This window comes from Streptomyces sp. CB02414 (genome assembly GCF_001905385.1).
Lineage (GTDB): Bacteria > Actinomycetota > Actinomycetes > Streptomycetales > Streptomycetaceae > Streptomyces.
On the sequence record NZ_LIPF01000012.1, the window covers coordinates 1 to 25,994 of the forward strand.

The window sequence follows — 25,994 nt, forward strand, 5'->3', positions numbered from 1 at the left end:
TGGTACTGCAGGGGGGACCCTGTGGGAGAGTAGGACGCCGCCGAACAATTATTCAAAGGGTTGGACCCCGAACTTCGGTTCTGGGTTCAACCCTTTTTTGTTTTCCGTCACTTGAAGTTCACGTTGCGCTACGAGCATCTGCCGTATGGGTACTGCAGCAATGCTCAGGGCCGCCGGCGTAGGAGTCGGCGACGAGGTCGTCGTACCTGCCTTCGGCAACGTGGAAGTCGCGGAGGCTGTGGCTCTGGCCGGCGCTCTGCCGGTGTTCGCCGACATAGATCCTGTCTCGTACTGCCTGGACGCCTCGGCGGTGGAGGCGGCGCTGACGTCCCGTACCGCCGCCGTCGTCGTGGTGCACCGCTTCGGAAGGCCGGCGAATCTCGGGCCGCTGCACGCGGTCGGCCGGAGGCACGGGCTGCTCGTGCTGGAGCACGGCGAGTCAGAGGCGCCGTACGACGAGATAGCGCAGCGACGGCAGCGGGCGGCCTACCTGGACGGGAAGTTGAAGGGCGTGCGCGCCCCGGACTGGGGAGACGGGCACACCTATCAGCAGTACGTGGTGCGCGTGCCGGGCAATGGGCGTCCGGACCGGGACGCCTTCGCGCGGGCCGTGCGGGGGCGCGGGGTCGGGTGCTGGGTGCCGGTGAAGACGCCGGTGCACCGGATGCCGGGCTTCCGGCGGTGCGTGTCGCTGCCCGAGACGGAGCGGGCGGCCGACGAGACGCTCGGCCTGCCGGTCGACGCCGCGCTGACCAAGAGGGACATGCAGCGGATCGTGTCCGCGTGCAATGCCCTGGGCGGGCTTCTGCAGCCGGCCTTCTGAATGGCGTGGTTGGGAGCACGGGTCTGTTCGGGGTATGATCTATTCCGTTGCCGCGAGGGAAACCTCGGAAAAGCGACAGGCCCCTATAGCTCAGTCGGTAGAGCGTCTCCATGGTAAGGAGAAGGTCAACGGTTCGATTCCGTTTGGGGGCTCCACCACGAAAGGCCCCGCCCAACCGGGCGGGGCCTTTCGCATGCCCTGATGCGACCGGTCAGTCCGCGTGCGGCTCCGGGACGCGCATCGCCAGGATCGCCATGTCGTCGGACGGGGCGTCCGAGGCGAAGCGCTCGACCGCGCGCATGATGCGGGCCGCCACCGCGCCCGCCGTGAGCCCGGTGCAGGTCGTGAGGACGTCGGCGAGGCCGTCGTCGCCCAGCATGCGGGTGCCCTCCCGGCGTTCCGTGACGCCGTCCGTGACGCAGAGCAGGACGTCACCCGGGTCCAGGGTGACCGTCTGCTCGTAGAGCTCCAGGTCCTCGATGACACCGAGGAGCGGCTGAGGTTCGGCGGCGGGTTCCACCGTGCCGTTCTGGCGCAGGCGGAGGGGGAGCGGGTGGCCGGCGCAGACGACCTTCAGCTCGGCGCTGCCGTCGGCCTGGGGGCGCATCTCGCCGTACAGGAGGGTGAGGAAGCGGCTGCGGGCGCCCTCGTCGAGGATGGCGGAGTTGAGGCGCTCCAGGACCGCGGGGCCGGTGAGGCCCTCGCGGGCGAGCAGGCGCAGGGCGTGCCGGGCCAGGCCCGTGACGGCCGCCGCGTTCGGACCCGTGCCGCAGACGTCGCCGATGGCGAAGCCGTACGCGTCGTCGCTGATGGGGAAGAGGTCGTAGAAGTCGCCGCCGACCTCGTTGCCCTCGCCGGCCGCGCGGTAGATGACCTCGACCTCGACGCCGTCGATGACGGGGAGCTCCGGGGGCAGCAAGCTGCGCTGGAGGGACTGGCTGATGGCCGTGCGCTCCGAGTACAGGCGGGCGTTGTCCAGGGCCAGGGCGGCCCGGCGGGACAGGTCCTCGGCGAGTTCCAGGATCTCCTGGCGGAAGTGTTCGTCGGTCGGCTTGCCGAGCGTCAGCATGCCGATGACGCGGTTGCGGGCGACGAGGGGGAGGACCACGGTCTCGCCGCCGACCGCGGCCGCCGTGGCGAGCGTCGGGCCGATGCCGGTGCTCAGCTGGGGCGTCGTACCGCTGTTGAGGCCCAGGTCACGCATGGACGTGCGCAGGGCGGCCTGGTGGGCCAGTTCGCCGGGCGCCGACCAGACGCGGGCGCCGGGGGTGGGCACCGGGTCGGGCGGGGCGATCTTCGAGAGCAGGGACTTGATGCCGTCGATGAGCTCCTCGTCCTCGTGCAGGACGTAGGAGAGGTACGGCTCCGAGGCCTGGTCGGCGATGGTGTAGACGGCGCACCAGGTGGCCAGGGTCGGGACCGTCATCTGGGCCATCAGGGCCAGGGTCTGGTCGCGGTCCAGGGTGCCGGCGAGGAGGTCGGAGGCCTCGACGAGGAAGCTGAGCGAGCCCCGGCGCAGCCGTTCCAGCTCGCCCAGACGGGCGGACTCGACGGCCAGGGCGATGCGGTCGGCGGCGAACTGGAGGCGCAGCGCCTCCTCGTTCGAGTACCGGCCGGCGGCCTCCGCGGCGACGCCGAGGGAGCCGGTGAGGCGGCCCTCGACCTTGAGCGGGACGGTGACGACGGAGCGCATGCCGGTGCCGTTGAGCAGCGGGACGGCGCCGGGGACCGCGGCCAGGTCGTCGTGGACGGCGGGCATGCGGGCGGAGCCGTAGCGGCCGGGGCCGGCCTCGACGGGGACCCGGGCGAAGCGCTGGCGGGCGGAGGGCAGGCCGGTGGAGGCGCGGACCTCCAGCTCCGTCTCGTCGTCGGTCGCCAGGAGCAGGAAGGCGGCGTCCGCGTCGAGCATGTCGCGGGCGCGTTCGACCGTGCGCTGGAGGAGGCCGTCGAGGTCGTCCGGGGCGGGGGAGCCGATGAAGACCTCGAAGGGGTCGGTGCTCTGGCCCTCCGAGGGGGCGGCGCTGTCGGAGGCCGGTACGCGCAACGGTGTCTGGAGGACGGCGCGTTCGTGGTCGCGGACGAGGAGGCAGACCGTGGAGGGCTCGCCGCCGGCGTCGCGGACGCGGAGGTGGGAGGCGTAGACCGGGGTGACGCGGCCGTTGGCGCCCCTTATGCCGTAGCTGCCCTCCCAGCGGGAGAGCTGGAGCGCTTCGGCGATGCCGGTGCTGGTGCCCGGCGTGTGCGGCCAGGCGGCGAGGTCGGTCAGCGGCTTGCCCACGACCTGCTCGGCGGCGTAGCCGAAGAGCTCACCGGCGTCCTCGTTCCAGGACGTGACGGCGCCGGTGCGGTCGATCTGGACGACGGCGACGCGGACGCGGCCGTCGGCGAGCGGGAGCAGGTCGGCGGGGAGCGAGGGACCTGCGGCACGGGTGCCGACCGGGCGCTCGGGCAGGTGGAGGTGGAACCAGACGTTCTTCAGCGTGGGCGTGTACTCGACGCCCCAGCGGTCGGCCAGGGCCGCGCACAGCTGGAGTCCGCGGCCGCCCTCGCGGTCGAGGCTGCCCATGGTGGCGGGGGAGCCCTGGAGCGGGACCTCGCGCTCGGGATAGTGGTCGGCGACCTCGATCCGTACGCCGTCGTCGCTGCGCAGGCAGACGACGTCGGCGGTGGTCCCGGCGTGCACCACGGCGTTGGTCACCAGCTCGCTGGTGAGCACCACGGCGTCGTCGACGATGTCGGCATGGCCCCAGCCCTGCAGCGTGTCCCGGACGAAGGACCGGGCGCTCGCCACCGATCGTCCGACGGGCTCGAAGCTGGCGGCCGCGCGCGCGGTGATCACAGAACTCCTCGACCCTCTCTCCCCGTGCACGGCCTCATGGCCGACCGGCTCGCGCCGCTGCTGCGGCAGTCCACCCGTCGGCCCGGGATCCGGGGGCTGCTCCCCCGGGATCAGTCCGGTGGTCATTCCGGCCGCCCCTCCGATGCCCGCTCGTCTCCGTGCCACCGCCCAGGCCGGACGGACCGGCGAGGCTGGACAGCCGCATGCAAGGTTACTTACCTTCGCCGTCCATGCGGATGCCGGTCTGCTGTGTTTCCGCCCAGAGGGTGTGCGGACGATGTGCGAAGCTGCCGAACTGTTATGGCCTGGTTCGGCCGGGGTGAAACACTGGGCAAGCTTCCAGTGAAGGTCCGGGCAGGTTGAATGCGCACCCAGTGCGGCGGGCAGCAGCCCCGGGAGCGGTCCGGCGAACCCGTGCGGACCGCGCGGCAGCACAGGCAGTACGCGGCAGTAACCGGTCCGCCGAGAGGTGGCGGCCGGGCACAGCAGTAACGGTCGACCCCTGCGGGAGGGACACAGTGGAGTCTGGCGCAGCGACGCGGGGCACAAAGGCGCGCGCGAAAGGCGGACAGTCCCTGAGTAACCAGGGCAAAACGCGGGGCGGCAGTACGACCGTGGACACGGCCGCGCTGAACCGGCTGCTGACGGCACTGGTGGCGATGCGGGAGGGCAACTTCCGCAAGCGGCTCACGGTGTCCGGCGACGGCGTGATGTCGGAGATCGCGGCGGTCTTCAACGAGGTCGCCGACCGCAATCTGCACCTCACGGGCGAGCTGGCCCGGGTGCGGCGGGTGGTCGGACGTGAGGGAAAGCTCACCGAGCGGCTGGAGACGGGGGCCTGCGAGGGTTCCTGGGCGGCCGCCATCGACAACTCGAACGCGCTGGTCGACGACCTCGTACGGCCGGTCTCCGAGGTCAGCCGGGTGCTGTCGGCGGTCGCGGACGGTGATCTGTCGCCGCGCATGGAGCTGCGGACCCAGTCGGCGGAGGGCACCGGGCAGCCGCTGCGCGGGGAGTTCCTGAAGGTCGGCCGGACGGTGAACAACCTGGTCGACCAGTTGTCGACGTTCACGGACGAGGTCACGCGGGTCGCCAGCGAGGTCGGTACCGAGGGCAAGCTCGGCGGACAGGCCCGGGTGCGCGGTATGTCCGGTTCGTGGAAGGACCTGACGGACTCCGTCAACACGATGGCGTACCGGCTCACCGCTCAGGTGCGGGACATCGCCCTGGTGACGACGGCGGTGGCCAAGGGTGACCTGTCCCGCAAGGTCACGGTGCACGTGGCCGGCGAGATGCTGGAGCTGAAGAACACCGTCAACACGATGGTCGACCAGCTCTCCGCGTTCTCCTCCGAGGTGACGCGCGTCGCCCGTGAGGTGGGCACCGAGGGCGCCCTGGGCGGGCAGGCCCAGGTGCCGGGCGTGGCCGGGGTGTGGAAGGAGCTGACCGACTCCGTCAACACCATGGCCGGGAACCTGACGGCCCAGGTGCGGGAGATCTCCCACGTGACGACGGCGGTCGCCAACGGTGACCTGTCGAAGAAGGTGACGGTCCCGGCCCGCGGCGAGGTCGCGCAGCTCGCCGAGACGATCAACCAGATGACCGAGACGCTGCGGATCTTCGCGGACGAGGTCACGCGGGTGGCCAACGAGACCGGTGGTGAGGGCCAGCTCGGTGGGCAGGCGAACGTGCCGGGTGCGGCGGGGATCTGGAAGGACCTGACGGACTCCGTCAACACGGTCTTCCGGAACCTCACCACTCAGGTGCGCGACATCGCCGCGGTGACGACGGCGGTGGCCAGCGGCGACCTGTCGCAGAAGGTCACCGTGGACGTGGCCGGCGAGATGCTGGAGCTGAAGAACACCGTCAACACGATGGTCGACCAGCTGTCCGCCTTCGGCGCCGAGGTCACGCGGGTGGCCCGCGAGGTCGGTGTCGAGGGTGAGCTGGGCGGTCAGGCGCAGGTGCCCGGGGCGGCGGGGACCTGGAAGGACCTGACGGACTCCGTCAACACGGCGTTCCGGAACCTCACCGGTCAGGTGAGGAACATCGCCCAGGTGACGACGGCGGTGGCCAACGGTGACCTGTCGCAGAAGGTCACCGTGGACGTCTCCGGCGAGATGCTCCAGCTGAAGAACACCGTGAACACGATGGTCGACCAGCTGTCGTCCTTCGCCGACCAGGTGACGCGGATGGCCCGGGACGTGGGCACGGAGGGCCGCCTGGGCGGTCAGGCGCGGGTCGACGGTGTGTCGGGCACCTGGAAGGAGCTGACGGACTCCGTCAACTCGATGGCGTCCAACCTGACCGGTCAGGTGAGGAACATCGCCCAGGTGACGACGGCGGTGGCGCGCGGTGACCTGTCCCAGAAGATCGACGTCGACGCGCGCGGCGAGATCCTGGAGCTGAAGAACACCATCAACACGATGGTGGACCAGCTGTCGAGCTTCGCTGAGCAGGTCACGCGGGTGGCCCGCGAGGTGGGCACGGAGGGCCGCCTCGGCGGTCAGGCGCAGGTGCCCGGCGTCGCGGGTGTGTGGCGCGACCTGACCGACTCGGTGAACGGCATGGCCGGCAATCTCACCGCGCAGGTGCGCAACATCGCGCAGGTCGCGACGGCGGTGGCGCGCGGTGACCTGTCCCAGAAGATCACCGTGGACGCGCGCGGGGAGATCCTGGAGCTGAAGAACACGCTGAACACGATGGTGGACCAGCTGTCGTCGTTCGCCCAGGAGGTCACGCGCGTCGCGCGCGAGGTGGGCACCGAGGGCATCCTCGGCGGCCAGGCGGAGGTGCAGGGCGTCTCCGGCACCTGGAAGGACCTCACGCAGTCCGTGAACGGCATGGCCAACAACCTGACCATGCAGGTCCGCAACATCGCCGAGGTGACGACGGCCGTCGCCAAGGGCGACCTGTCGAAGAAGATCACCGTCGACGCCAAGGGCGAGATCCTGGAGCTCGTCACGACCGTCAACACGATGGTCGACCAGCTGTCGTCCTTCGCGGAGCAGGTCACGCGCGTGGCCCGCGAGGTGGGCACCGAAGGCATCCTGGGCGGCCAGGCGCACGTGCCCGGCGTGGTGGGCATCTGGAAGGACCTCAGCGACAACGTCAACCTGATGGCGAAGAACCTCACCGTTCAGGTGCGGAACATCTCCCAGGTGGCCGCCGCCGTCGCCAACGGCGACCTGACGCGGACGGTGACGATCGAGGCGCGCGGTGAGGTCGCGCAGCTCGCCGACACCTTCAACACCATGGTCAAGACGCTGAGTTCGTTCGCCGACCAGGTCACCAAGGTGGCCCGCGAGGTGGGCACGGACGGCATCCTGGGCGGCCAGGCGCACGTTCCGGGTGTGGCGGGCACCTGGAAGGACCTCACCGAGTCGGTGAACCAGATGGCGTCCAACCTGACCGGTCAGGTGCGCAACATCGCCATGGTGACGACCGCCATCGCCAAGGGCGACCTCACCAAGAAGATCGACATCGACGCGCGCGGCGAGATCCTGGAGCTGAAGACGACCATCAACACCATGGTCGACCAGCTGTCGTCGTTCGCCGAGGAGGTCACCCGCGTGGCCCGCGAGGTGGGCACCGAGGGGCAGCTGGGCGGTCAGGCACGCGTGCGTGACGTCGACGGAACCTGGCGGGACCTGACGGAGTCCGTGAACGAGATGGCCGGGAACCTGACCCGGCAGGTCCGTGCCATCGCGCGCGTGGCGACCGCGGTGACCCGCGGCGACCTGAACCTGAAGATCGACGTGGACGCCTCGGGGGAGATCTCCGAGCTCCAGGACTACATCAACAAGATGATCGCCAACCTGCGCGACACCACCATCGCCAACAAGGAGCAGGACTGGCTCAAGGGCAACCTCGCCCGTATCTCCGCGCTGATGCAGGGCCGGCGGGACCTCCAGGACGTGGCCTCGCTGATCATGAGCGAGCTCACCCCGGTGGTCTCCGCGCAGCACGGCGCGTTCTTCCTCGCCATGCCGCACGTCGACGGCCAGGAGCAGGCCGGCGCCGAGGGCGACCAGTACGAACTGCGCATGCTCGGGTCGTACGGCTACTCGATGGGCTCCATGCCCACCTCGTTCCGGCCGGGGGAGGCGTTGGTCGGCACGGCGGCCCAGGAGAAGCGCACGATCCTCGTGGAGAACGCGCCGAGCGGCTATCTGAAGATCTCCTCCGGGCTCGGGGAGGCTCCGCCCGCGCAGGTGATCGTCCTGCCGGTGCTGTTCGAGGGGCAGGTGCTCGGCGTCATCGAGCTGGCGTCCTTCACCCCGTTCACGCAGATCCAGAAGGACTTCCTCAACCAGATCGCCGAGATGATCGCGACCAGCGTCAACACCATCTCCGTCAACACCAAGACGGAGGTGCTGCTGAAGCAGTCGCAGGAGCTGACCGAGCAACTGCGCGACCGGTCGGAGGAGCTGGAGCAGCGGCAGAAGGCGCTGCAGTCGTCCAACGCCGAACTGGAGGAGAAGGCCGAGCTGCTGGCGCAGCAGAACCGCGACATCGAGGTGAAGAACACCGAGATCGAGGAGGCGCGGCAGGTCCTGGAAGAGCGCGCGGAGCAACTCGCGGTCTCCATGCGCTACAAGAGCGAGTTCCTGGCCAACATGTCGCACGAGCTGCGTACGCCGCTCAACTCGCTGCTGATCCTGGCCAAGCTGCTCGCCGACAACGCGGACGCCAACCTGTCCCCGAAGCAGGTCGAGTTCGCCGAGACGATCCACGGGGCCGGCTCCGACCTGCTCCAGCTCATCAACGACATCCTCGACCTGTCGAAGGTCGAGGCGGGCAAGATGGACGTCTCCCCGACACGCATCGCGCTCGTCCAGCTCGTCGACTACGTGGAGGCCACCTTCCGGCCGCTGACCGCGGAGAAGGGCCTGGACCTGTCGGTGCGGGTGTCGCCGGAGCTGCCGGCCACGCTGCACACCGACGAGCAGCGGCTCCTCCAGGTGCTGCGCAACCTGCTGTCCAACGCGGTGAAGTTCACCGACTCGGGAGCCGTCGAGCTGGTCATCCGCCCGGCCCGGGACGACGTGCCGCAGGCCATCCGGGAGCAGTTGCTGGAGGCCGGTTCGATGACCGACCCGGACGCCGAGTTGATCGCGTTCTCGGTGAGCGACACGGGCATCGGCATCGCGGCCAGCAAGATGCGGGTGATCTTCGAGGCGTTCAAGCAGGCCGACGGCACCACCAGCCGCAAGTACGGCGGTACGGGCCTCGGGCTGTCCATCTCGCGGGAGATCGCGCAGCTGCTGGGCGGCGAGATCCACGCGCAGAGCGAGCCGGGCCGCGGGTCGACGTTCACGCTGTACCTGCCGCTGCACCCGAGCGAGCTCCCCGCGCACGGCTACCAGCAGCCCCTGCCGGCCCTGGAGCCCGGCGGGGCGCTCGCCACGCCGGGCGCCGACGTTGCGCTGCCGGGGGCGCAGGCCGAGCTGCCCGCCGAGGTGAAGTCGTACCAGGATGCCCAGAACGGTGCCGCCTCCCTCTTCCGGCGCCGTCGCCGGGCCGCGTCGGAGGCCGCGCAGGGACCCGCCGCACTGCCGGAGCAGCAGCCGTCCGCCGAGCAGGACGCGGCCCCGACTTCGAGCCGCGGCATCCGGTTCGGCGGGCAGAAGGTGCTGATCGTCGACGACGACATCCGCAACGTCTTCGCGCTCACCAGCGTCCTGGAACAGCACGGCCTGTCCGTGCTGTACGCCGAGAACGGGCGCGAGGGTATCGAGGTGCTGGAGCAGCACGAGGACGTGGCGGTCGTCCTGATGGACATCATGATGCCCGAGATGGACGGGTACGCGACGACCACAGCGATCCGCCGGATGCCCCAGTTCGCCGGTCTGCCGATCATCGCGCTGACCGCGAAGGCGATGAAGGGCGACCGGGAGAAGGCCATCGAGTCGGGCGCCTCCGACTACGTGACGAAGCCGGTCGACCCCGATCACCTGCTGACGGTGATGCAGCAGTGGATGCGGGAGGAGTGAGGGCCGGTCCTCGCGGGCACGGGGCGGTACTTCAGGGCAGCGCGCCCGCGGTCCCTGCGGGCACAGTGCCCGGGGTGTGAACGGGGACCGTCCGCACCGCACCCGGGGGCGGTGTGCGAACGTGGGTGTACGCACGTGGCGGGAAGCTCCGGAGTTCACGCCGGGTCGCTGACTCAGTGTGCCCGGAGCCGTGTAGAAGCGCGGGATTCGGGGAACCTTCTGGTCCCCTGCCGCGTTTCTGCTACGTGCACAGTGACATCACGGTGACAGGGTGTGGCGACAGGCGGGGTGCGGCTACGATGACCGGCACAAGGACGGGCGGCGCAAGGGAGCCGTCCCCTGGGGCGGCACCCGCCGGTGCTGCGCCAAGTCCTGCGGACAGGGGAGGCCCCACGCCGGGGCGAGGAGGGCGGGCCATGGTGCAGAAGGCCAAGATCCTCCTGGTCGATGACCGGCCGGAGAATCTGCTCGCGCTGGAGGCGATCCTCTCGGCGCTCGATCAGACGCTGGTGCGGGCATCGTCCGGGGAGGAAGCGCTCAAAGCACTGCTCACGGACGACTTCGCGGTCATTCTGCTGGACGTCCAGATGCCGGGCATGGACGGTTTCGAGACCGCTGCCCACATCAAGCGGCGGGAGCGGACCCGGGACATCCCGATCATCTTCCTCACCGCGATCAACCACGGCCCGCACCACACCTTCCGCGGGTACGCGGCGGGCGCGGTGGACTACATCTCCAAGCCGTTCGACCCGTGGGTGCTGCGCGCGAAGGTCTCCGTCTTCGTCGAGCTCTACATGAAGAACTGCCAGCTGCGCGAGCAGGCGGCGTTGCTGCGGCTCCAGTTGGAGGGCGGCACCAAGGAGGCGGCGGGCGAGGCCAAGGAGCCGGCGGGGCTGCTCGCCGAGCTGTCGGCGCGGCTGGCGGCCGTCGAGGAGCAGGCCGAGGCGCTCTCCAAGCAGTTGGGTGACGAGTCGACGGACGCGGCGGCGGTGGCGACGGCGGCCCATCTGGAGCGCAAGCTCACCGGACTGCGGCGGGCGCTGGACGCCCTGGAGCCGGGCTCGTCCGGAGGGCAGGCCGCGGTCAACTGAGCGGCGTGGGCGGTACCGTCCGTCGCGCGCCTGCCGTGAGGGCACGTCAGGGGCAGTACCGGAGGCGTCAGTTCCGCATTTCCGCGGGGGCGACACGAACGGGTGAAGCGGTGGGCACACGTGTCGACCGCCGTCTCCCCCGGTAACCTCGCACCTATGGCCTCACGTCCCTCCGCAGCCAAGAAGCAGCCCGCGAAGAAGGCGGCCGCTCCCGCGAAGGGTCCGGCGAAGAAGGCCCCTGCCAAGAAGGCACCGGCGAAGAAGGCGCCCGCCAAGAAGGCCGCGGCCAAGAAGCCCGCGCCCAAGCCGGCGCCCAGCCCCACGGGAGGCGTCTACCGGGTCGTACGCGCCCTGTGGCTGGGCATCGCCCACGCCGTCGGCGCCGTCTTCCGCGGCATAGGGCAGGGTGCGAAGAACCTCGACCCGGCGCACCGCAAGGACGGCGTCGCCCTGCTGCTGCTCGGCGTCGCCCTGATCGTCGCCGCGGGCACCTGGGCCGACCTCAAGGGCCCCGTCGGCGACCTCGTGGAGATCCTCGTCACCGGCGCCTTCGGCCGGCTCGACCTGCTGGTCCCGATCCTGCTCGGCGCCATCGCCGTACGCCTGATCCGGCACCCGGAGAAACCGGAGGCCAACGGCCGGATCGTGATCGGCCTCTCCGCGCTCGTCGTCGGGGTCCTCGGGCAGGTCCACATCGCCTGCGGCTCACCGGCCCGCGGGGAGGGCATGCACGCCATAAGGGACGCCGGCGGCCTCATCGGCTGGGGCGCGGCGACCCCGCTGTCGTACACCATGACCGACGTCCTGGCCGTGCCGCTGCTCGTGCTGCTCACCGTCTTCGGGCTGCTGGTCGTCACGGCCACCCCGGTCAACGCCGTCCCTCAGCGGCTGCGGCAGCTCGGCGTACGGCTCGGCCTCCTCCGGGACCCGGAGGCCTACGAGTTCACGGACGACGACGAGCGGTACGACGAACAGTGGCGTGAGGCGCTGCCCGCGCGGTCACGCAAGCGCGGGGGGCCGGCCGCCGAGCCGTACGACCCCGACGGGGCGGAGCAGGAGGCGCTCGCCCGGCGCCGTACCAGGCCCCGGCGGTCCGCCGTGCCGCAGCCCGACATGGACCGGCCGATGGACGCCGTGGACGTCGCCGCCGCCGCGGCCGCCGCCCTCGACGGCGCCGTACTGCACGGAATGCCGCCGTCCCCGCTGGTCGCCGACCTCACCCAGGGCGTGAGCACGGGGGAGCGGGAGTCGTCGGCGCCGACCCCGACGCCGGTTCCGGCGGCGCGTCCGCAGCCGGGGAAGCTCAAGAAGGACGGTCCCGGAGAGAAGGCGGGCGTCCCGGACCTCACCAAGACGCCGGTCCCGCAGGAACGGGAGCTTCCGCCGCGCGCCGAGCAGCTCCAGCTCTCCGGCGACATCACCTACTCGCTGCCGGCCCTCGACCTCCTCACGCGCGGCGGCCCCGGCAAGGCGCGCAGCGCCGCCAACGACGCCATAGTCGCCTCGCTGACCACCGTCTTCACCGAGTTCAAGGTCGACGCCGCCGTCACCGGCTTCACCCGGGGCCCGACGGTCACGCGCTACGAGGTGGAGCTCGGGCCCGCCGTGAAGGTCGAGCGGATCACCGCGCTGGCCAAGAACATCGCCTACGCCGTCGCCAGCCCCGACGTGCGGATCATCAGCCCGATCCCCGGCAAGTCCGCGGTCGGCATCGAGATCCCCAACACCGACCGGGAGATGGTCAACCTCGGCGACGTGCTGAGGCTGGCCGAGTCCGCCGAGGACGACGACCCGATGCTGGTCGCCTTCGGCAAGGACGTCGAGGGCGGCTACGTCATGCACTCGCTGGCGAAGATGCCGCACATGCTGGTCGCGGGCGCCACCGGTTCCGGCAAGTCGTCCTGCATCAACTGCCTGATCACCTCGGTCATGATGCGGGCGACCCCGGAGGACGTCCGGATGATCCTGGTCGACCCCAAGCGCGTCGAGCTGACCGCGTACGAGGGCATCCCGCACCTGATCACGCCGATCATCACCAACCCGAAGCGGGCCGCCGAGGCGCTCCAGTGGGTCGTGCGCGAGATGGACCTGCGCTACGACGACCTCGCCGCCTACGGCTACCGGCACATCGACGACTTCAACCGCGCGGTGCGCGAGGGCAAGGTGAAGCCGCCCGAGGGCAGCGAGCGCGAGCTCCAGCCGTACCCGTACCTGCTGGTGATCGTGGACGAGCTGGCCGACCTGATGATGGTGGCGCCCCGCGACGTCGAGGACGCCATCGTGCGCATCACGCAGCTCGCCCGCGCGGCCGGCATCCACCTGGTGCTCGCCACCCAGCGGCCGTCCGTGGACGTCGTCACCGGCCTGATCAAGGCCAACGTGCCCTCGCGGCTGGCCTTCGCGACCTCCTCGCTCGCGGACTCGCGGGTCATCCTGGACCAGCCTGGTGCCGAGAAGCTGATCGGCAAGGGCGACGGCCTCTTCCTGCCGATGGGCGCGAACAAGCCGACCCGTATGCAGGGCGCCTTCGTCACCGAGGAGGAGGTCCAGGCGGTCGTCCGGCACTGCAAGGAGCAGATGGCGCCCGTCTTCCGGGACGACGTCACGGTCGGGACCAAGCAGAAGAAGGAGATCGACGAGGACATCGGCGACGACCTCGACCTGCTGTGCCAGGCGGCCGAGCTGGTCGTCTCCACGCAGTTCGGGTCGACCTCCATGCTCCAGCGCAAGCTGCGCGTCGGCTTCGCCAAGGCCGGGCGGCTGATGGACCTGATGGAGTCGCGCAGCATCGTCGGACCGAGCGAAGGCTCAAAGGCTCGTGACGTTCTTGTGAAGCCTGACGAGCTGGACGGCGTGCTCGCCGTGATCCGGGGGGAGTCTGAGGGGTAGGGAACGGTGAGCGAGGGTTCCACCGACGGAGAGTCACGGCGGTCGGCCGGCCGATCGTGACTCACCCGTTAGGGATCATTGGGCAACCGTTTCCTCATGGCGTACGTCAAGTTGAGGGAAACGACAAACTGATAGTCCACCATCGGGATGCCGGGCCATACCGATGGCGTACAAAGTCGTACCGCCCGGTTGCCCCACCCGTTCGCACCCCCCCTAGACTGAACGTCCAGCACAGGCGGCTAAACGCTCGAAAGGCGCCCCCGTGTCCATCGGCAACTCCCCTGAAGACGAGCGTCCGATCGCAGACGTGTCCCCAGACGTTCCTGACGAGGTCTCCGAAGGCGCCCCTCAGGAATCCCGCCCCTCCGTCGGCCGCGCCCTGCAGCAGGCACGGATCGCCGCCGGGCTGACCGTCGACGACATCACCACCGCCACCCGGGTCCGGATCGCCATCGTGCACGCCATCGAGGCGGACGACTTCGCTCCGTGCGGCGGGGACGTGTACGCGCGCGGTCACATCAGAACCCTCGCCAAAGCCGTCGGGCTGGATCCGGCGGAGCTGCTCGCGCAGTTCGACGCCGAGCACGGAGGCCGCCCGGCGCCGACTCCGGCCGCGCCCCTGTTCGAGGCGGAACGCATCCGTCCGGAGCGGCGCGGACCCAACTGGACCGCCGCCATGGTCGCCGCGATCGTCGCCGTGATCGGCTTCGTCGGCTTCACGTTCGTCAAGGGCGGCGACGACGGCGGCAACGAGGCGAGCGTCGCCGAGGGCGCCCAGCCGTCGGCCGGCGAATCCGCCTCGCCGAGCGCCAAGCCGAAGAAGCCCGCCGACCCCAAGCCGGACCCGACCGACAGCGCCATCGCCGCCGCGCCCCGGGACAAGGTGACCGTCAAGGTCACCGCCGCCGACGGACGCAGCTGGATCTCCGCCCAGGACCACAACGGCCAACTGCTCTTCGACGACATCCTCGAGAAGGGCGACTCCAAGACCTTCCAGGACAACGAGAAGATCAAGCTCGTCCTCGGCGATGCCGGCGCCATCGAGCTCTACGTCAACGGCAAGAAGATCGACGACGACTTCCAGCCGGGCGCCGTGGAGCGCCTGACGTACACGAAGGGCGACCCGCAGGCCGGATAAGGGGACCGGGGGAGCGCGTCACCACGGGGTTGGCCGGGATCGGCCAACCCCGTCGACGTGGGCTGTCCGCGGGACGAAGTACTCTTGAGCCCATGCCTGAAAGCCGTACCGTCGCACTCGTCACCCTTGGCTGCGCCCGTAACGAGGTGGACTCGGAGGAGCTCGCAGGCCGTCTGGAGGCGGACGGCTGGAAGCTCGTCGACGACGCCGAGGGGGCGGACGTCGCCGTCGTGAACACGTGCGGCTTCGTCGAGGCCGCGAAGAAGGACTCCGTCGATGCCCTCCTGGAGGCCAACGACCTCAAGGGCCACGGCAGAACGCAGGCCGTCGTGGCGGTGGGCTGCATGGCCGAGCGGTACGGCAAGGAGCTGGCCGAGGCCCTTCCCGAGGCCGACGGCGTCCTCGGCTTCGACGACTACGCCGACATCTCCGACCGCCTGCAGACCATCCTGAACGGCGGCATCCACGCCGCCCACACCCCGCGCGACCGGCGCAAGCTGCTGCCGATCAGCCCCGCCGAGCGTCAGGAGGCCGGCGCCTCCGTCGCCCTGCCCGGGCACGCCCCGGCCGACCTCCCCGAGGGTGTCGCCCCCGCCTCCGGTCCCCGCGCGCCCCTGCGCCGCCGCCTGGACGGCTCCCCGGTCGCCTCGGTGAAGCTGGCCTCCGGCTGCGACCGGCGCTGCTCCTTCTGCGCCATCCCGTCCTTCCGCGGCTCCTTCATCTCGCGCCGCCCCAGCGACGTGCTGAACGAGACGCGGTGGCTGGCCGAGCAGGGCGTCAAGGAGATCATGCTGGTCTCCGAGAACAACACCTCCTACGGCAAGGACCTGGGCGACATCCGTCTGCTGGAGTCGCTGCTGCCGAACCTCGCCGAGGTCGACGGCATCGAGCGGGTGCGCGTCAGCTACCTCCAGCCCGCCGAGATGCGCCCCGGCCTGATCGACGTCCTGACCTCCACCGAGAAGGTCGTGCCCTACTTCGACCTCTCCTTCCAGCACTCCGCGCCGAACGTGCTGCGCGCCATGCGCCGCTTCGGCGACACCGACCGCTTCCTGGAGCTGCTGGACACCATCCGGAGCAAGGCGCCCGAGGCCGGTGTGCGCTCCAACTTCATCGTGGGCTTCCCCGGCGAGTCCGCTTCTGACCTCGCCGAGCTGGAGCGTTTCCTGAACCACGCGCGGCTGGACGCCATCGGCGTCTTCGGCTACTCCGACGAGGAGGGCACCGAGGCGGCGACCTACGGCGACAAGCTGGACGAGGACGTCGTCGCCGAGCGGCTGGCCCACGTCTCCCGCCTCGCCGAGGAACTGGTCTCGCAGCGCGCCGAGGAGCGCGTGGGCGCCACCGTGCGCGTCCTCGTCGAGTCCGTGGACCCCTCCGACGAGGGTGACGGCGTCCGGGGGCGGGCGGAGCACCAGGCGCCCGAGACCGACGGCCAGGTGCTGCTCACGAGCGGCGAAGGCCTGCGGGTCGGAAGTATGGTCGAGGCGAAGGTGGTCGGTACGGAGGGTGTTGACCTGGTGGCGGAGCCGCTGCCGGGGTCGTCCGCGTGGAGTGAGGAGGCCGGCAGATGACGGGAGTCCCGGCGTCCGCGGCGGGCGGTTCCTCCGGTGCGCGCAGGACCGGCGGTGCGACCGAGGGCGGGGCCGCCGGGCGCGGCGGCAAGATCGCGGCCGCCGCCGTCAACCAGGCGAGCGTGTGGAACGTCGCCAATCTGCTGACGATGCTCCGGCTGCTCCTCGTACCGGCCTTCGTCGCCCTGATGCTCGGCAACGGCGGGTACGACCCGGCCTGGCGCTCCTTCGCCTGGGCCGCCTTCGCCGTCGCCATGATCACCGACCTGTTCGACGGGCACCTGGCGCGCACCTACAACCTCGTCACCGACTTCGGGAAGATCGCCGACCCCATCGCCGACAAGGCGATCATGGGGGCGGCGCTCATCTGTCTGTCCGCCCTGGGTGACCTGCCGTGGTGGGTGACGGCCGTCATCCTCGGCCGGGAACTCGGCATCACCGTGCTGCGTTTCGTGGTCATCCGGTACGGCGTCATCCCCGCGAGCCGGGGCGGCAAGCTCAAGACCCTCACCCAGGGCGTGGCTGTCGGCATGTACGTCCTGGCGCTGACGGGCCCCCTGGCGACCCTGAGGTTCTGGGTGATGGCGGCGGCGGTCGTCCTGACCGTGGCGACCGGACTGGACTACGTGAAACAGGCCATTGTGCTGCGGCGCCGGGGAATCGCCGAGCGCAGAGCTGCGTTGAAGGAGAGGGAAGTTTGAGTTCCACGGCCGCCGACGTGGTGCGGCTACTCACGGTCAGGGGCGAGACCCTCGCGGTCGCCGAGTCACTGACCGGTGGACTGGTGGCGGCCGGGATCACCTCGGTCCCCGGTGCTTCCAAGGCTTTCCGGGGATCGGTCACCGCCTACGCGACGGAGCTGAAGCGGGACCTGCTCGGCGTCGACGGAGACCTGCTCACGGCGCGCGGAGCGGTGGACCCGCAGGTCGCCGCCCAGATGGCGGCGGGCGTGCGGAAGGCGCTGGGCGCCGACTGGGGCCTCGCGACCACGGGCGTGGCCGGCCCCGACCCGCAGGACGGACAGCCGGTGGGCACGGTCTTCGTGGCCCTGGACGGGCCCTGCGCAGAAGACGGTGGTTCCGCCCGTGGCGGAAAAGTGGAGGCGCTGCGGTTGAACGGCGATCGCGCGGAAATTCGTATGGAGAGTGTACGGAGCGTACTCACACTGCTCTTGAGGACGCTTGCGGGCGAACAGAACGGGAATGAGCGGGCACAGGATACGGAACGGAACGGGGGGTTTTGATGTTTGCAGCCCTGAGTGAACACGACATCGCTCCCCGCACGGCCGCGGCGCGAGGCGGTACGGTGGGGCGTGAAGGATGCGGTTACACGGTCCGAGGAGGGAGCCACCGATGATTCTGCTCCGTCGCCTGCTGGGTGACGTGCTGCGTCGGCAGCGCCAACGCCAGGGCCGTACTCTGCGCGAAGTCTCCTCGTCCGCCCGAGTCTCACTCGGCTATCTCTCCGAGGTGGAGCGGGGGCAGAAGGAGGCTTCTTCCGAACTGCTCTCCGCCATCTGCGACGCGCTGGACGTACGGATGTCCGAACTCATGCGGGAAGTGAGCGACGAGCTCGCGCTCGCCGAGCTGGCTCAGTCCGCTGCGGCCACGCCCAGCGAGACCGTTCCCGCGCCGGTTCGCCCGATGCTTGGTTCCGTGTCGGTGACCGGTGTGCCACCGGAACGGGTGACCATCAAGGCGCCCGCGGAGGCGGTGGACGTCGTCGCCGCCTGAGCGCTGCGAACGTGTGCGTGTGAGGCCCCGGCCGGGGCTTCTCCGGGGAGCCGGAGAGGTGCGGTCGGGGTTTTTGCGTGCGTGGTCGGGATCCTTGCGTGCGTGGGGGCAGGAGTGCCGGTGGTGATGGCCGGTCGTGCCCGGTTTGCCGGTCTTCGGCGGTGCGGTCATCGTGGAGGGACTGGCCGCGGCGGGAGCGGCCGGGGGGCCGACCGACGGAGGTGTGGATGTACGTCGTGAAGAGCCCGTTGTCCGACGCGGACCTGAAGGCCGTCTCCGAGGCGCTCCAGGGCGGCCTCGTGGACCTGGTGGACCTGGCCCTGGTCGCCAAGCAGATCCACTGGAACGTGGTCGGCCCGCGGTTCCGCTCCGTCCACCTCCAGCTCGACGAACTGGTCGACACCGCGCGCACGCACTCGGACACCGTGGCCGAGCGCGCCTCGGCGCTGGGAGTCTCCCCTGACGGGCGTGCCGCGACCGTGGCCGTCGGCAGCGGCATCGACGTGACGCCGGACGGATGGGTCGACGACAACACCGCGGTGCAGACGATCGTGGACGCGCTGGGCGCGGTGATCACGCGGATGCGGGAGCGGATCGCGGCGACCTGGGACCCCGACCCGGTGAGCCAGGACATCTTCATCCAGATCACCGCCGATCTCGAGAAGCAGCACTGGATGTTCCAGGCCGGGAACGGCTGACGCGGCCATGGTGTCGGCGCGGGCCGCTCGCCGGGCGGCCGCGCTGGGGGCCGGCGCGCTGTGGTGGTGGGCCGTACTGCGCCTGGCGCTCGAACCCGGGGCCGGGGTGCTCGAAGGCGCGGTCGCGGTCGGTGGCTGGGGGCTGAGTGTGCTGCCGGTGCACTGCGTCCCCAGGCGGCAGGCGGTGGGGGCGATGGGCGCGGGGCGGTGGCGGCGGGCCCTGTTCGCGGCCGTGTGCGGACGGGGATCGCCGAGGGGTGGTGCATGACCCTGGCTCAGGCAGGCAGCGCTTTACAAGGCCTCCTGACGGAGCTAACGTACAACCAAATGGTTGTAGATGGAGTTCCCGGAGGCACGGAAGAAGCCGAAGACGTCGTGGACCGCCTGTTCCACGCCTTGGCCGACACGACGCGCCGCGACATCCTGCGTCGCTGCGTGGGGGAGGACCTGTCGGTGTCACGACTGGCCAAGGCCTACCCGATGAGCTTCGCCGCGGTGCAGAAACACGTCGCGGTGCTGGAGCGGGCCGGCCTGGTGGTCAAGCGGCGCCGCGGACGGGAGCAGCTCGTGCGCACCGACCCCGATGCCGTGGGCCGGGCCCGTCAGGCACTGGACGAGCTCGAGACCGCCTGGCGCGGCCGGGTGGAGCGGATGTCCCGTCTGCTCGCCGGAGAAGCGGAACCCGACGTGCCCAACCCGCTGGAAGGACCGGAACGATGAGCGTCACCAGTCTGAACAAGGACCTCGAGAACCTGACCCTCACCCTGATCGCCGACTTCTCCGCTCCCGTGGAACGGGTGTGGGAGCTGTGGTCCGACCCCCGGCAGCTGGAGCGCTGGTGGGGCCCGCCGACCTACCCGGCGACGGTGGAAGAGCACGACCTGACCCCGGGCGGGGACGTCACGTATTTCATGACCGGACCCGAGGGTGACAAGTACCGCGGCTGGTGGCGGGTCGCCACGGTGGACGCGCCGACGTCCCTGGAGTTCACCGACGGGTTCGCCGACCAGGACGGCGTGCCCAACGCCGACATGCCGACGACCACGACCAGGGTCACGCTCACCGAGCGCGACGGCGGCACCCGCATGGAGATGCTGGCGGTCTTCGACACCCGGGAGCAGATGGACCAGCTGATGAAGATGGGCATGGAGGAGGGCCTGCGCGAGGCGGCCGGCCAGATGGACGCCCTGCTCGCCGGCTGAGTCAGCGCGGCCCGCGCTGCCACCCGGGCTCGCCCCGCGGGCCGGTGGCGGCGCGGACGGGGGCGGGGCCGGCCTGGCAGGCCGGGCACCAGTACGTGGGACGCTCACGCGAGCCGTCGCCCTGGTCGGCCACCCGGACCGAGGTACCGCAGCGCAGGCAGGGCCGGGGCGCCCGGCCGTACACGAACAGGTCCGCGCCGCGCAGGCCCGTCGTGCGGCGGACCGGACGGTCGCGGTTGGCCTCCAGCAGCCGCTTCGCCAGCGCGGGCACCTTCGCGGCATGCGTGGCGGGCAGCTCCCCGACGGGCAGCCAGGGAGTGACGCCGAGCAGGAAACAGAGCTCGCACTTGTAGACATTGCCGATACCGGCGAGGTTGCGCTGGTCCAGCAGGGCTTCGCCGAGGGTGCGGGCGGGGTCACCCAGCAGGTTGGCCAACGCCCGGTCGGGGTCCCAGTCCGGGCCCAGCAGGTCGGGGCCGAGGTGGCCTACGGCGCGCCCCTCGTCGGCCGTGCGGAGGATCTCCAGCACCGGGAGGCGGTAGCCGACTGCCGTGCGGTCGGCGGTGCCGAGCACGGCGCGGATCTGGTGCGCCGGGCCGCCGCTCCAGCGCCGGCCCGCCGCGAACACCTTCCAGGAGCCGTCCATCCGCAGGTGCGAGTGCACCGTCAGACCGCCCTCCACGCGGGCCAGCAGGTGCTTGCCGCGCGGGGTGACGTCCAGGACCGCGCGGCCGGTGAGGTCGGCCGTGGCGTAGCGGGGGACGCGGAAGTCGCTGCGCGTCAGCACCTTGCCGGCGAGGGCGTCGTGCAACCGCCGCGCGGCCTGCCAGACCGTGTCTCCTTCGGGCATGGGTCAAGGGTGACAGGCTCAGGCGCGGATGCGCAGACCGCGCGGGGTGGCGACGAACCCCGCGTTCTCCAGCAGCGGGTCGAACGGGGAGGTCAGGGCCGCCGCGCCGTTGACACGCTCCACCGTGACCGTGCCGAGGGATCCGGCACGGGCTGCCTCGGCGAGCGCCTCCGTCGCCGCGCGCAGGCGGGGATCGTCCGTGGGCGGACCGTCGGGGGCGGACGGCCACAGCAGGAGCGTCTTGCCGCCGCGCTCCATGTAGAGCGCGGGCTCGCCCTCGACCAGCACCACCAGGGACCCCGCCTTGCGGCCGGGTTTGTGTGTGGAGCCGGCCGGGGGCTCGGGCCAGGGGAGCGCGGCGCCGTACGCGTTCGCCGGGTCGGCGGCGGCCAGTACGACGGCGGGCGGACCGGCGGGGGCGCGGCCGCGGCGGTCGCCGAAACCGGTGCCGTACGAACCACTGCTGTACGAACCGCGCCGGCCGCCGAAGCCGCTGTCAGCGCCTCCGGGTAGCCCTCCGAAGCTGCCGGGACTGCCGCCCTGCGCGCCGCCGCCGCGCGGGCCGCCGGCGCCCGGCTCGGGGTAGTCGCGGGGGGAGATGTAGTCACCACGGGACGGGGACCGGCCCAGCCCGTCCGGGTCCGCGAAGACGTCGTCCGAGGGACCCGGGGCGCCGGAAGCGCCGGGCGACCCGTGGCCGCCGGGCTGGAAGCCGTCGGACGGGGCGTCGAACGAGCCGTCGTAAGGGCCGGCCCAGGGCGAGCCGGGGGCCGGGCCGGGGAAACCGTCGGGTGCCGCCGGGCTGTCGTGGCCGCCGGCGAAGGGCGCCGGTCCCGGGGCGCCCTCGCCGCGGTCCCGGGCGTTCGCCACCGCACGCAACCGGTCCACGGCGCCCTCCATGGCGAACTGCGCCGCCCCGAGCCCTTCCACGACATAGCCCCGCCGGGCCTGCCCGCTCTCCTCGAAGGCGGCCAGAATGCGGTACACCGCCGAGAAACCGCCCTCGACGCCCTCGGCCGCGACCGCACCCCTGGTCACCACGCCGTGTCGGTCGAGGAGCGTGCGGGCCAGCGCGTGAGCGCGCACCGTCGTGTCCGGCTCCCGGGCCGGGAGCAGCGACCATCGTCCGGCGACGGTCGGCGGGCCGCCGCGGGCGGCGGGCCGGGCGGCGGCCGTGAGCGAGCCGTAGCGTCCGCGGGGCACGGATCGCTTGGCGCGGTGAGCGGTGGAGCCCGCGGTGCGGCCGGAGCCCAGCAGGGAGCGCAGGGGCGCGAGCGTGTCGTTGGTCAGCCGTCCGGACCACGCCAGCTCCCACACGGCGTCGGCCAGCTGTGGATCGGTGACGTCCGGGTGGGTGGTCGCACGGACCTGGTCGGCGATCTGGCGGAAGAAGAGGCCGTACCCGCCCGAGAGGGCGCTCAGGACGGACTCGTGCAGAGCGGTCGTCTCCAGGGGGTGCGGAGGCGGCAGGAGCACGGGGGCCGCGTCCGCGAGGTAGAGGGAGACCCAGCCGTCCTTGCCGGGGAGCGAGCCGGCTCCGGCCCACACCACCTCGCCGGCGGCCGTGAGTTCGTCCAGCATCGCCGGGTTGTAGTGCGCCACCCGCGACGGCAGGACCAGCTTCTCCAGGGCGGAGGCGGGCACCGACGCGCCCTGCAACTGCTCGACCGCACGGACCAGCCCGTCGACGCCGCGCAGCGCGTGCCCCTTGCCGATGTGCTGCCACTGGGGAAGGAACTGCCCGAGCGCGGCCGGCGGCACCGGCTCCAGTTCGTGCCGGAGCGCGGCCAGGGAGCGGCGCCGCAACCGGCGCAGGACCGTCGCGTCGCACCACTCCTGGCCGATGCCGGCCGGATGGAACTCGCCCTGCACGACACGGCCCGCCGCCGCGAGCCGTTGCAGGGCGCCGTCGGTGACCGCCACGCCGAGGCCGAAGCGGGCCGCCGCGGTGACCGACGTGAACGGGCCGTGGGTGCGGGCGTGGCGGGCCAGCAGGTCGCCGAGGGGGTCCTTGACCGGCTCGGTGAAGGCCTCCGGCACGCCGACGGGCAGCGCCGTGCCCAGCGCGTCGCGCAGCCGCCCCGCGTCCTCGATCGCCGCCCAGTGGTCGGCACCGGCGATCCGTACCTTGATCGCGCGCCGGGCGGCGGCCAGCTCCGGCGCCCACCGCGGCTCGGCACCCCGCTCGGCCAGCTCGGCGTCGGTGAGCGGGCCGAGCACCCGCAGCAGGTCCGCGACGCCCTCCGGGTCCTTCACCCGGCGGTCGTCGGTGAGCCACTGCAGCTCGCGCTCCAGCTCGGTCAGCACCTCCGCGTCGAGCAGCTCGCGCAGCTCCGCCTGGCCGAGCAGTTCGGCCAGCAGCCGGGAGTCCAGCGACAGGGCGGCGGCCCGGCGCTCGGCGAGGGGCGAGTCGCCCTCGTACAGGAACTGTGCGACGTAGCCGAAGAGCAGCGAGCGGGCGAACGGCGACGGCTCCGGGGTGGTGACCTCGACCAGGCGCACCTTGCGCGACTCCAGGTCGCCCATCAGCTCGACAAGACCGGGCACGTCGAAGACGTCCTGGAGGCACTCGCGGATCGCCTCCAGGACGATCGGGAACGAGCCGTACTCGCTCGCCACCTCCAGCAGCTGCGCGGCGCGCTGCCGCTGCTGCCACAACGGGGTGCGCTTGCCGGGGCTGCGGCGCGGCAGCAGCAGCGCACGGGCGGCGCACTCGCGGAACCGGGACGCGAACAGCGCGGAGCCGCCCACCTGGTCGGTGACGACCCGGTCCACCTCTCCCTTGTCGAAGACGACGTCGGCCGCGCCGACGGGCGCCTTCTCGGCGTCGTACTCGAGGCCCGGCTTCGCGGGGTCCTGGTCGAGGAAGTCCAGACCCATCAGGTCGGCGTCCGGCAGGCGCAGCACGATGCCGTCGTCGGCGTGCATGACCTGCGCGTCCATGCCGTACCGCTCGGTCAGCTTGGCACCGAGCGCCAGCGCCCACGGGGCGTGGACCTGCGCGCCGAAGGGGGAGTGGACCACGACCCGCCAGTCGCCCAGCTCGTCCCGGAACCGTTCGACCACGATGGTGCGGTCGTCGGGGACGTGTCCGCAGGCCTCGCGCTGTTCGTCGAGGTACGCCAGCACGTTGTCCGCCGCCCAGGCGTCCAGCCCGGCGGTGACCAGGCGCAGCCGGGCGTCCTCCTTGGCGAGGGAGCCGACCTCGCGCAGGAAGGCGCCGAGTGCGCGGCCCAGTTCCAAGGGCCGGCCCAGCTGGTCGCCCTTCCAGAACGGCAGCCGGCCCGGCACGCCGGGAGCCGGGGAGACCAGCACCCGGTCGCGGGTGATGTCCTCGATCCGCCAGGAGCTGGTGCCGAGCGTGAAGACGTCCCCCACGCGGGATTCGTACACCATCTCCTCGTCGAGCTCGCCGACCCGGCCGCCGCCCTTCTTCGGGTCGGCTCCGGCGAGGAAGACACCGAAGAGTCCGCGGTCGGGAATCGTGCCGCCGGACGTGACCGCGAGGCGCTGCGCGCCCGGCCGGCCGGTGATCGTGCCGGCGACCCGGTCCCAGACCACGCGCGGGCGCAGTTCGGCGAAGGCGTCGGACGGATAGCGGCCCGCGAGCATGTCCAGGACCGCCGTGAAGGCCGACTCCGGCAGCGAGGCGAACGGGGCGGCGCGTCGGACGGTGGCGAGCAGGTCGTCGACCTGCCAGGTGTCCAGGGCCGTCATCGCCACGATCTGCTGCGCCAGGACGTCCAGCGGGTTGGCCGGGATCCTGAGCGCCTCGATGGCGCCGTCGCGCATCCGCTCGGTGACCACGGCCGCCTGCACCAGGTCCCCGCGGTACTTGGGGAAGACCACGCCCGTGGAGACGGCGCCGACCTGGTGTCCCGCGCGGCCGACGCGCTGGAGGCCGGAGGCCACGGAGGGCGGCGACTCGACCTGGACGACCAGGTCGACGGCGCCCATGTCGATGCCCAGCTCCAGGCTGGACGTCGCCACCACCGCGGGCAGGCGGCCCGCCTTGAGGTCCTCCTCGACCAGGGCGCGCTGCTCCTTGGAGACCGAGCCGTGGTGGGCGCGGGCGATCACGGACGGGGCGCCCTGCGCGACGCCCGACCCGCCCATGAGCTCCGCGGGGGAGTGGTGCTCGTCCAGCGGCTCACCGGTGGCCCGCTCGTACGCGATCTCGTTGAGCCTGTTGCACAGGCGTTCCGCCAGGCGCCGGGAGTTGGCGAAGACGATCGTGGAGCGGTGCGCCTGGACGAGGTCGGTGATGCGCTCCTCCACGTGCGGCCAGATCGACGGTCGCTCCGCGCCCTCGTTGCCGTCCGCGACCGGGGAGCCGCCCAGCTCGCCCAGGTCCTCGACCGGGACGACGACGGACAGGTCGAACTCCTTGCCCGACTCCGGCTGGACCACCTCCACCCTGCCGCGCGGGGCCAGGAACCGGGCGACCTCGTCCACGGGGCGGACCGTCGCCGACAGCCCGATGCGGCGGGCCGGCTTCGACAGCAGCTCGTCCAGCCGCTCCAGGGTGAGTGCGAGATGGGCGCCGCGCTTGGTGCCCGCCACCGCGTGCACCTCGTCCAGGATCACCGTCTCGACGCCGGTCAGCGCGTCGCGCGTGGCCGACGTCAGCATCAGGAACAGGGACTCTGGGGTGGTGATCAGGATGTCCGGCGGACGGGTGGACAGGGCACGGCGCTCGGCGGCCGGGGTGTCGCCGGAGCGGATACCGACCTTGACCTCGGGCTCGGGCAGGCCGAGGCGCACGGATTCCTGGCGGATGCCGGTCAGGGGACTGCGGAGATTGCGCTCGACGTCGACGGCCAGGGCCTTGAGCGGGGAGACGTAAAGGACCCGGCAGCGCTTCTTGGGGTCGGCGGGCGGCGGCGTCGAGGCCAGCTGGTCCAGGGCGGCGAGGAAGGCGGCCAGCGTCTTGCCGGAGCCGGTGGGGGCGACCACCAGGACGTCGGAGCCCTCCGAGATGGCCTGCCACGCCCCCGCCTGGGCGGCGGTGGGCGCGGAGAAGGCCCCCGTGAACCAGCCGCGGGTCGCGGGGGAGAAGCCGTCCAGGGCTCGGTGTGCGGAGCTGACCATGGATCCATCGTGCACCCGAGCACTGACAATCGGCCTGAGCTGGGCGGATGCGGGTGCCTGCGGCTGCGGT

Annotated in this window: 16 protein-coding genes and 1 tRNA gene; 14 read left to right on the plus strand and 3 right to left on the minus strand. The window is 71.6% G+C overall.

The features are described from left to right. Positions 1-160 precede the first annotated feature (160 nt). Positions 161-823, plus strand: a complete 663-nt coding sequence (locus AMK11_RS32455; protein WP_241847132.1) for a DegT/DnrJ/EryC1/StrS family aminotransferase — start codon at positions 161-163, stop codon at positions 821-823. 79 nt (positions 824-902) lie between these two features. Next, positions 903-978 (plus strand) — tRNA-Thr (locus AMK11_RS32460). A gap of 56 nt (positions 979-1,034) precedes the next feature. Here the strand turns inward: AMK11_RS32460 and AMK11_RS32465 are convergent. Then, a complete protein-coding gene (locus tag AMK11_RS32465) occupies positions 1,035-3,788 on the minus strand; it encodes a SpoIIE family protein phosphatase (protein ID WP_073731701.1) in 2,754 nt (917 codons plus the stop codon). Positions 3,789-4,180: 392 nt separating this feature from the next. Between AMK11_RS32465 and AMK11_RS32475 the strand changes: the two genes are divergently transcribed. From AMK11_RS32475 to AMK11_RS32530, 12 genes are all read left to right on the plus strand, one after another. Further along, positions 4,181-9,658 (plus strand): HAMP domain-containing protein, encoded by a 5,478-nt coding sequence (locus AMK11_RS32475; RefSeq protein ID WP_073731702.1) that lies wholly within the window; start codon positions 4,181-4,183, stop codon positions 9,656-9,658. A 416-nt stretch (positions 9,659-10,074) separates the two neighbouring features. Further along, positions 10,075-10,749: a response regulator gene (locus AMK11_RS32480; protein WP_073731703.1), complete on the plus strand. Its 675-nt coding sequence runs from the start codon at positions 10,075-10,077 to the stop codon at positions 10,747-10,749. Between the two features lie 156 nt (positions 10,750-10,905). Further along, positions 10,906-13,638 carry a DNA translocase FtsK gene (locus AMK11_RS32485; protein WP_198941512.1) on the plus strand — a complete coding sequence of 911 codons (2,733 nt, stop codon included), beginning with the start codon at positions 10,906-10,908 and terminating at the stop codon, positions 13,636-13,638. Between the two features lie 262 nt (positions 13,639-13,900). Continuing rightward, positions 13,901-14,776: a helix-turn-helix domain-containing protein gene (locus AMK11_RS32490; RefSeq protein ID WP_073731704.1), complete on the plus strand. Its 876-nt coding sequence runs from the start codon at positions 13,901-13,903 to the stop codon at positions 14,774-14,776. Between the two features lie 92 nt (positions 14,777-14,868). After that, positions 14,869-16,350, plus strand: coding sequence for a 30S ribosomal protein S12 methylthiotransferase RimO (gene rimO, locus AMK11_RS32495; RefSeq protein ID WP_073731705.1), 1,482 nt, complete (start codon positions 14,869-14,871; stop codon positions 16,348-16,350). Continuing rightward, a complete protein-coding gene (pgsA, locus tag AMK11_RS32500; protein WP_073731706.1) occupies positions 16,347-17,051 on the plus strand; it encodes a CDP-diacylglycerol--glycerol-3-phosphate 3-phosphatidyltransferase in 705 nt (234 codons plus the stop codon). The genes rimO and pgsA overlap by 4 nt, the downstream gene beginning before the upstream one ends. Then, on the plus strand, positions 17,048-17,593 hold the full coding sequence (locus AMK11_RS32505) for a CinA family protein (protein WP_073731707.1): 546 nt from the start codon (positions 17,048-17,050) through the stop codon (positions 17,591-17,593). The genes pgsA and AMK11_RS32505 overlap by 4 nt, the downstream gene beginning before the upstream one ends. Positions 17,594-17,702: 109 nt before the next feature. After that, positions 17,703-18,083, plus strand: a complete 381-nt coding sequence (locus AMK11_RS32510; protein WP_007387871.1) for a helix-turn-helix domain-containing protein — start codon at positions 17,703-17,705, stop codon at positions 18,081-18,083. Positions 18,084-18,310: 227 nt separating this feature from the next. Beyond that, a complete protein-coding gene (locus tag AMK11_RS32515) occupies positions 18,311-18,781 on the plus strand; it encodes a Dps family protein (protein ID WP_073731708.1) in 471 nt (156 codons plus the stop codon). A 7-nt stretch (positions 18,782-18,788) separates the two neighbouring features. Further along, positions 18,789-19,049 (plus strand): hypothetical protein, encoded by a 261-nt coding sequence (locus AMK11_RS32520; RefSeq protein WP_073731709.1) that lies wholly within the window; start codon positions 18,789-18,791, stop codon positions 19,047-19,049. Positions 19,050-19,108: 59 nt separating this feature from the next. Then, on the plus strand, positions 19,109-19,501 hold the full coding sequence (locus AMK11_RS32525) for an ArsR/SmtB family transcription factor (protein WP_073731710.1): 393 nt from the start codon (positions 19,109-19,111) through the stop codon (positions 19,499-19,501). Continuing rightward, a complete protein-coding gene (locus AMK11_RS32530; RefSeq protein ID WP_073731711.1) occupies positions 19,498-19,983 on the plus strand; it encodes an SRPBCC family protein in 486 nt (161 codons plus the stop codon). The genes AMK11_RS32525 and AMK11_RS32530 overlap by 4 nt, the downstream gene beginning before the upstream one ends. A gap of 1 nt (position 19,984) precedes the next feature. On the opposite strand, the gene AMK11_RS32535 is transcribed toward AMK11_RS32530, so the two are convergent. Next, entirely contained in the window at positions 19,985-20,833 is an 849-nt protein-coding gene (locus tag AMK11_RS32535) for a DNA-formamidopyrimidine glycosylase family protein (RefSeq protein ID WP_073731712.1), read from the minus strand. Between the two features lie 18 nt (positions 20,834-20,851). After that, a complete protein-coding gene (locus AMK11_RS32540) occupies positions 20,852-25,924 on the minus strand; it encodes an ATP-dependent helicase (RefSeq protein WP_073731713.1) in 5,073 nt (1,690 codons plus the stop codon). Positions 25,925-25,994: the final 70 nt, after the last annotated feature.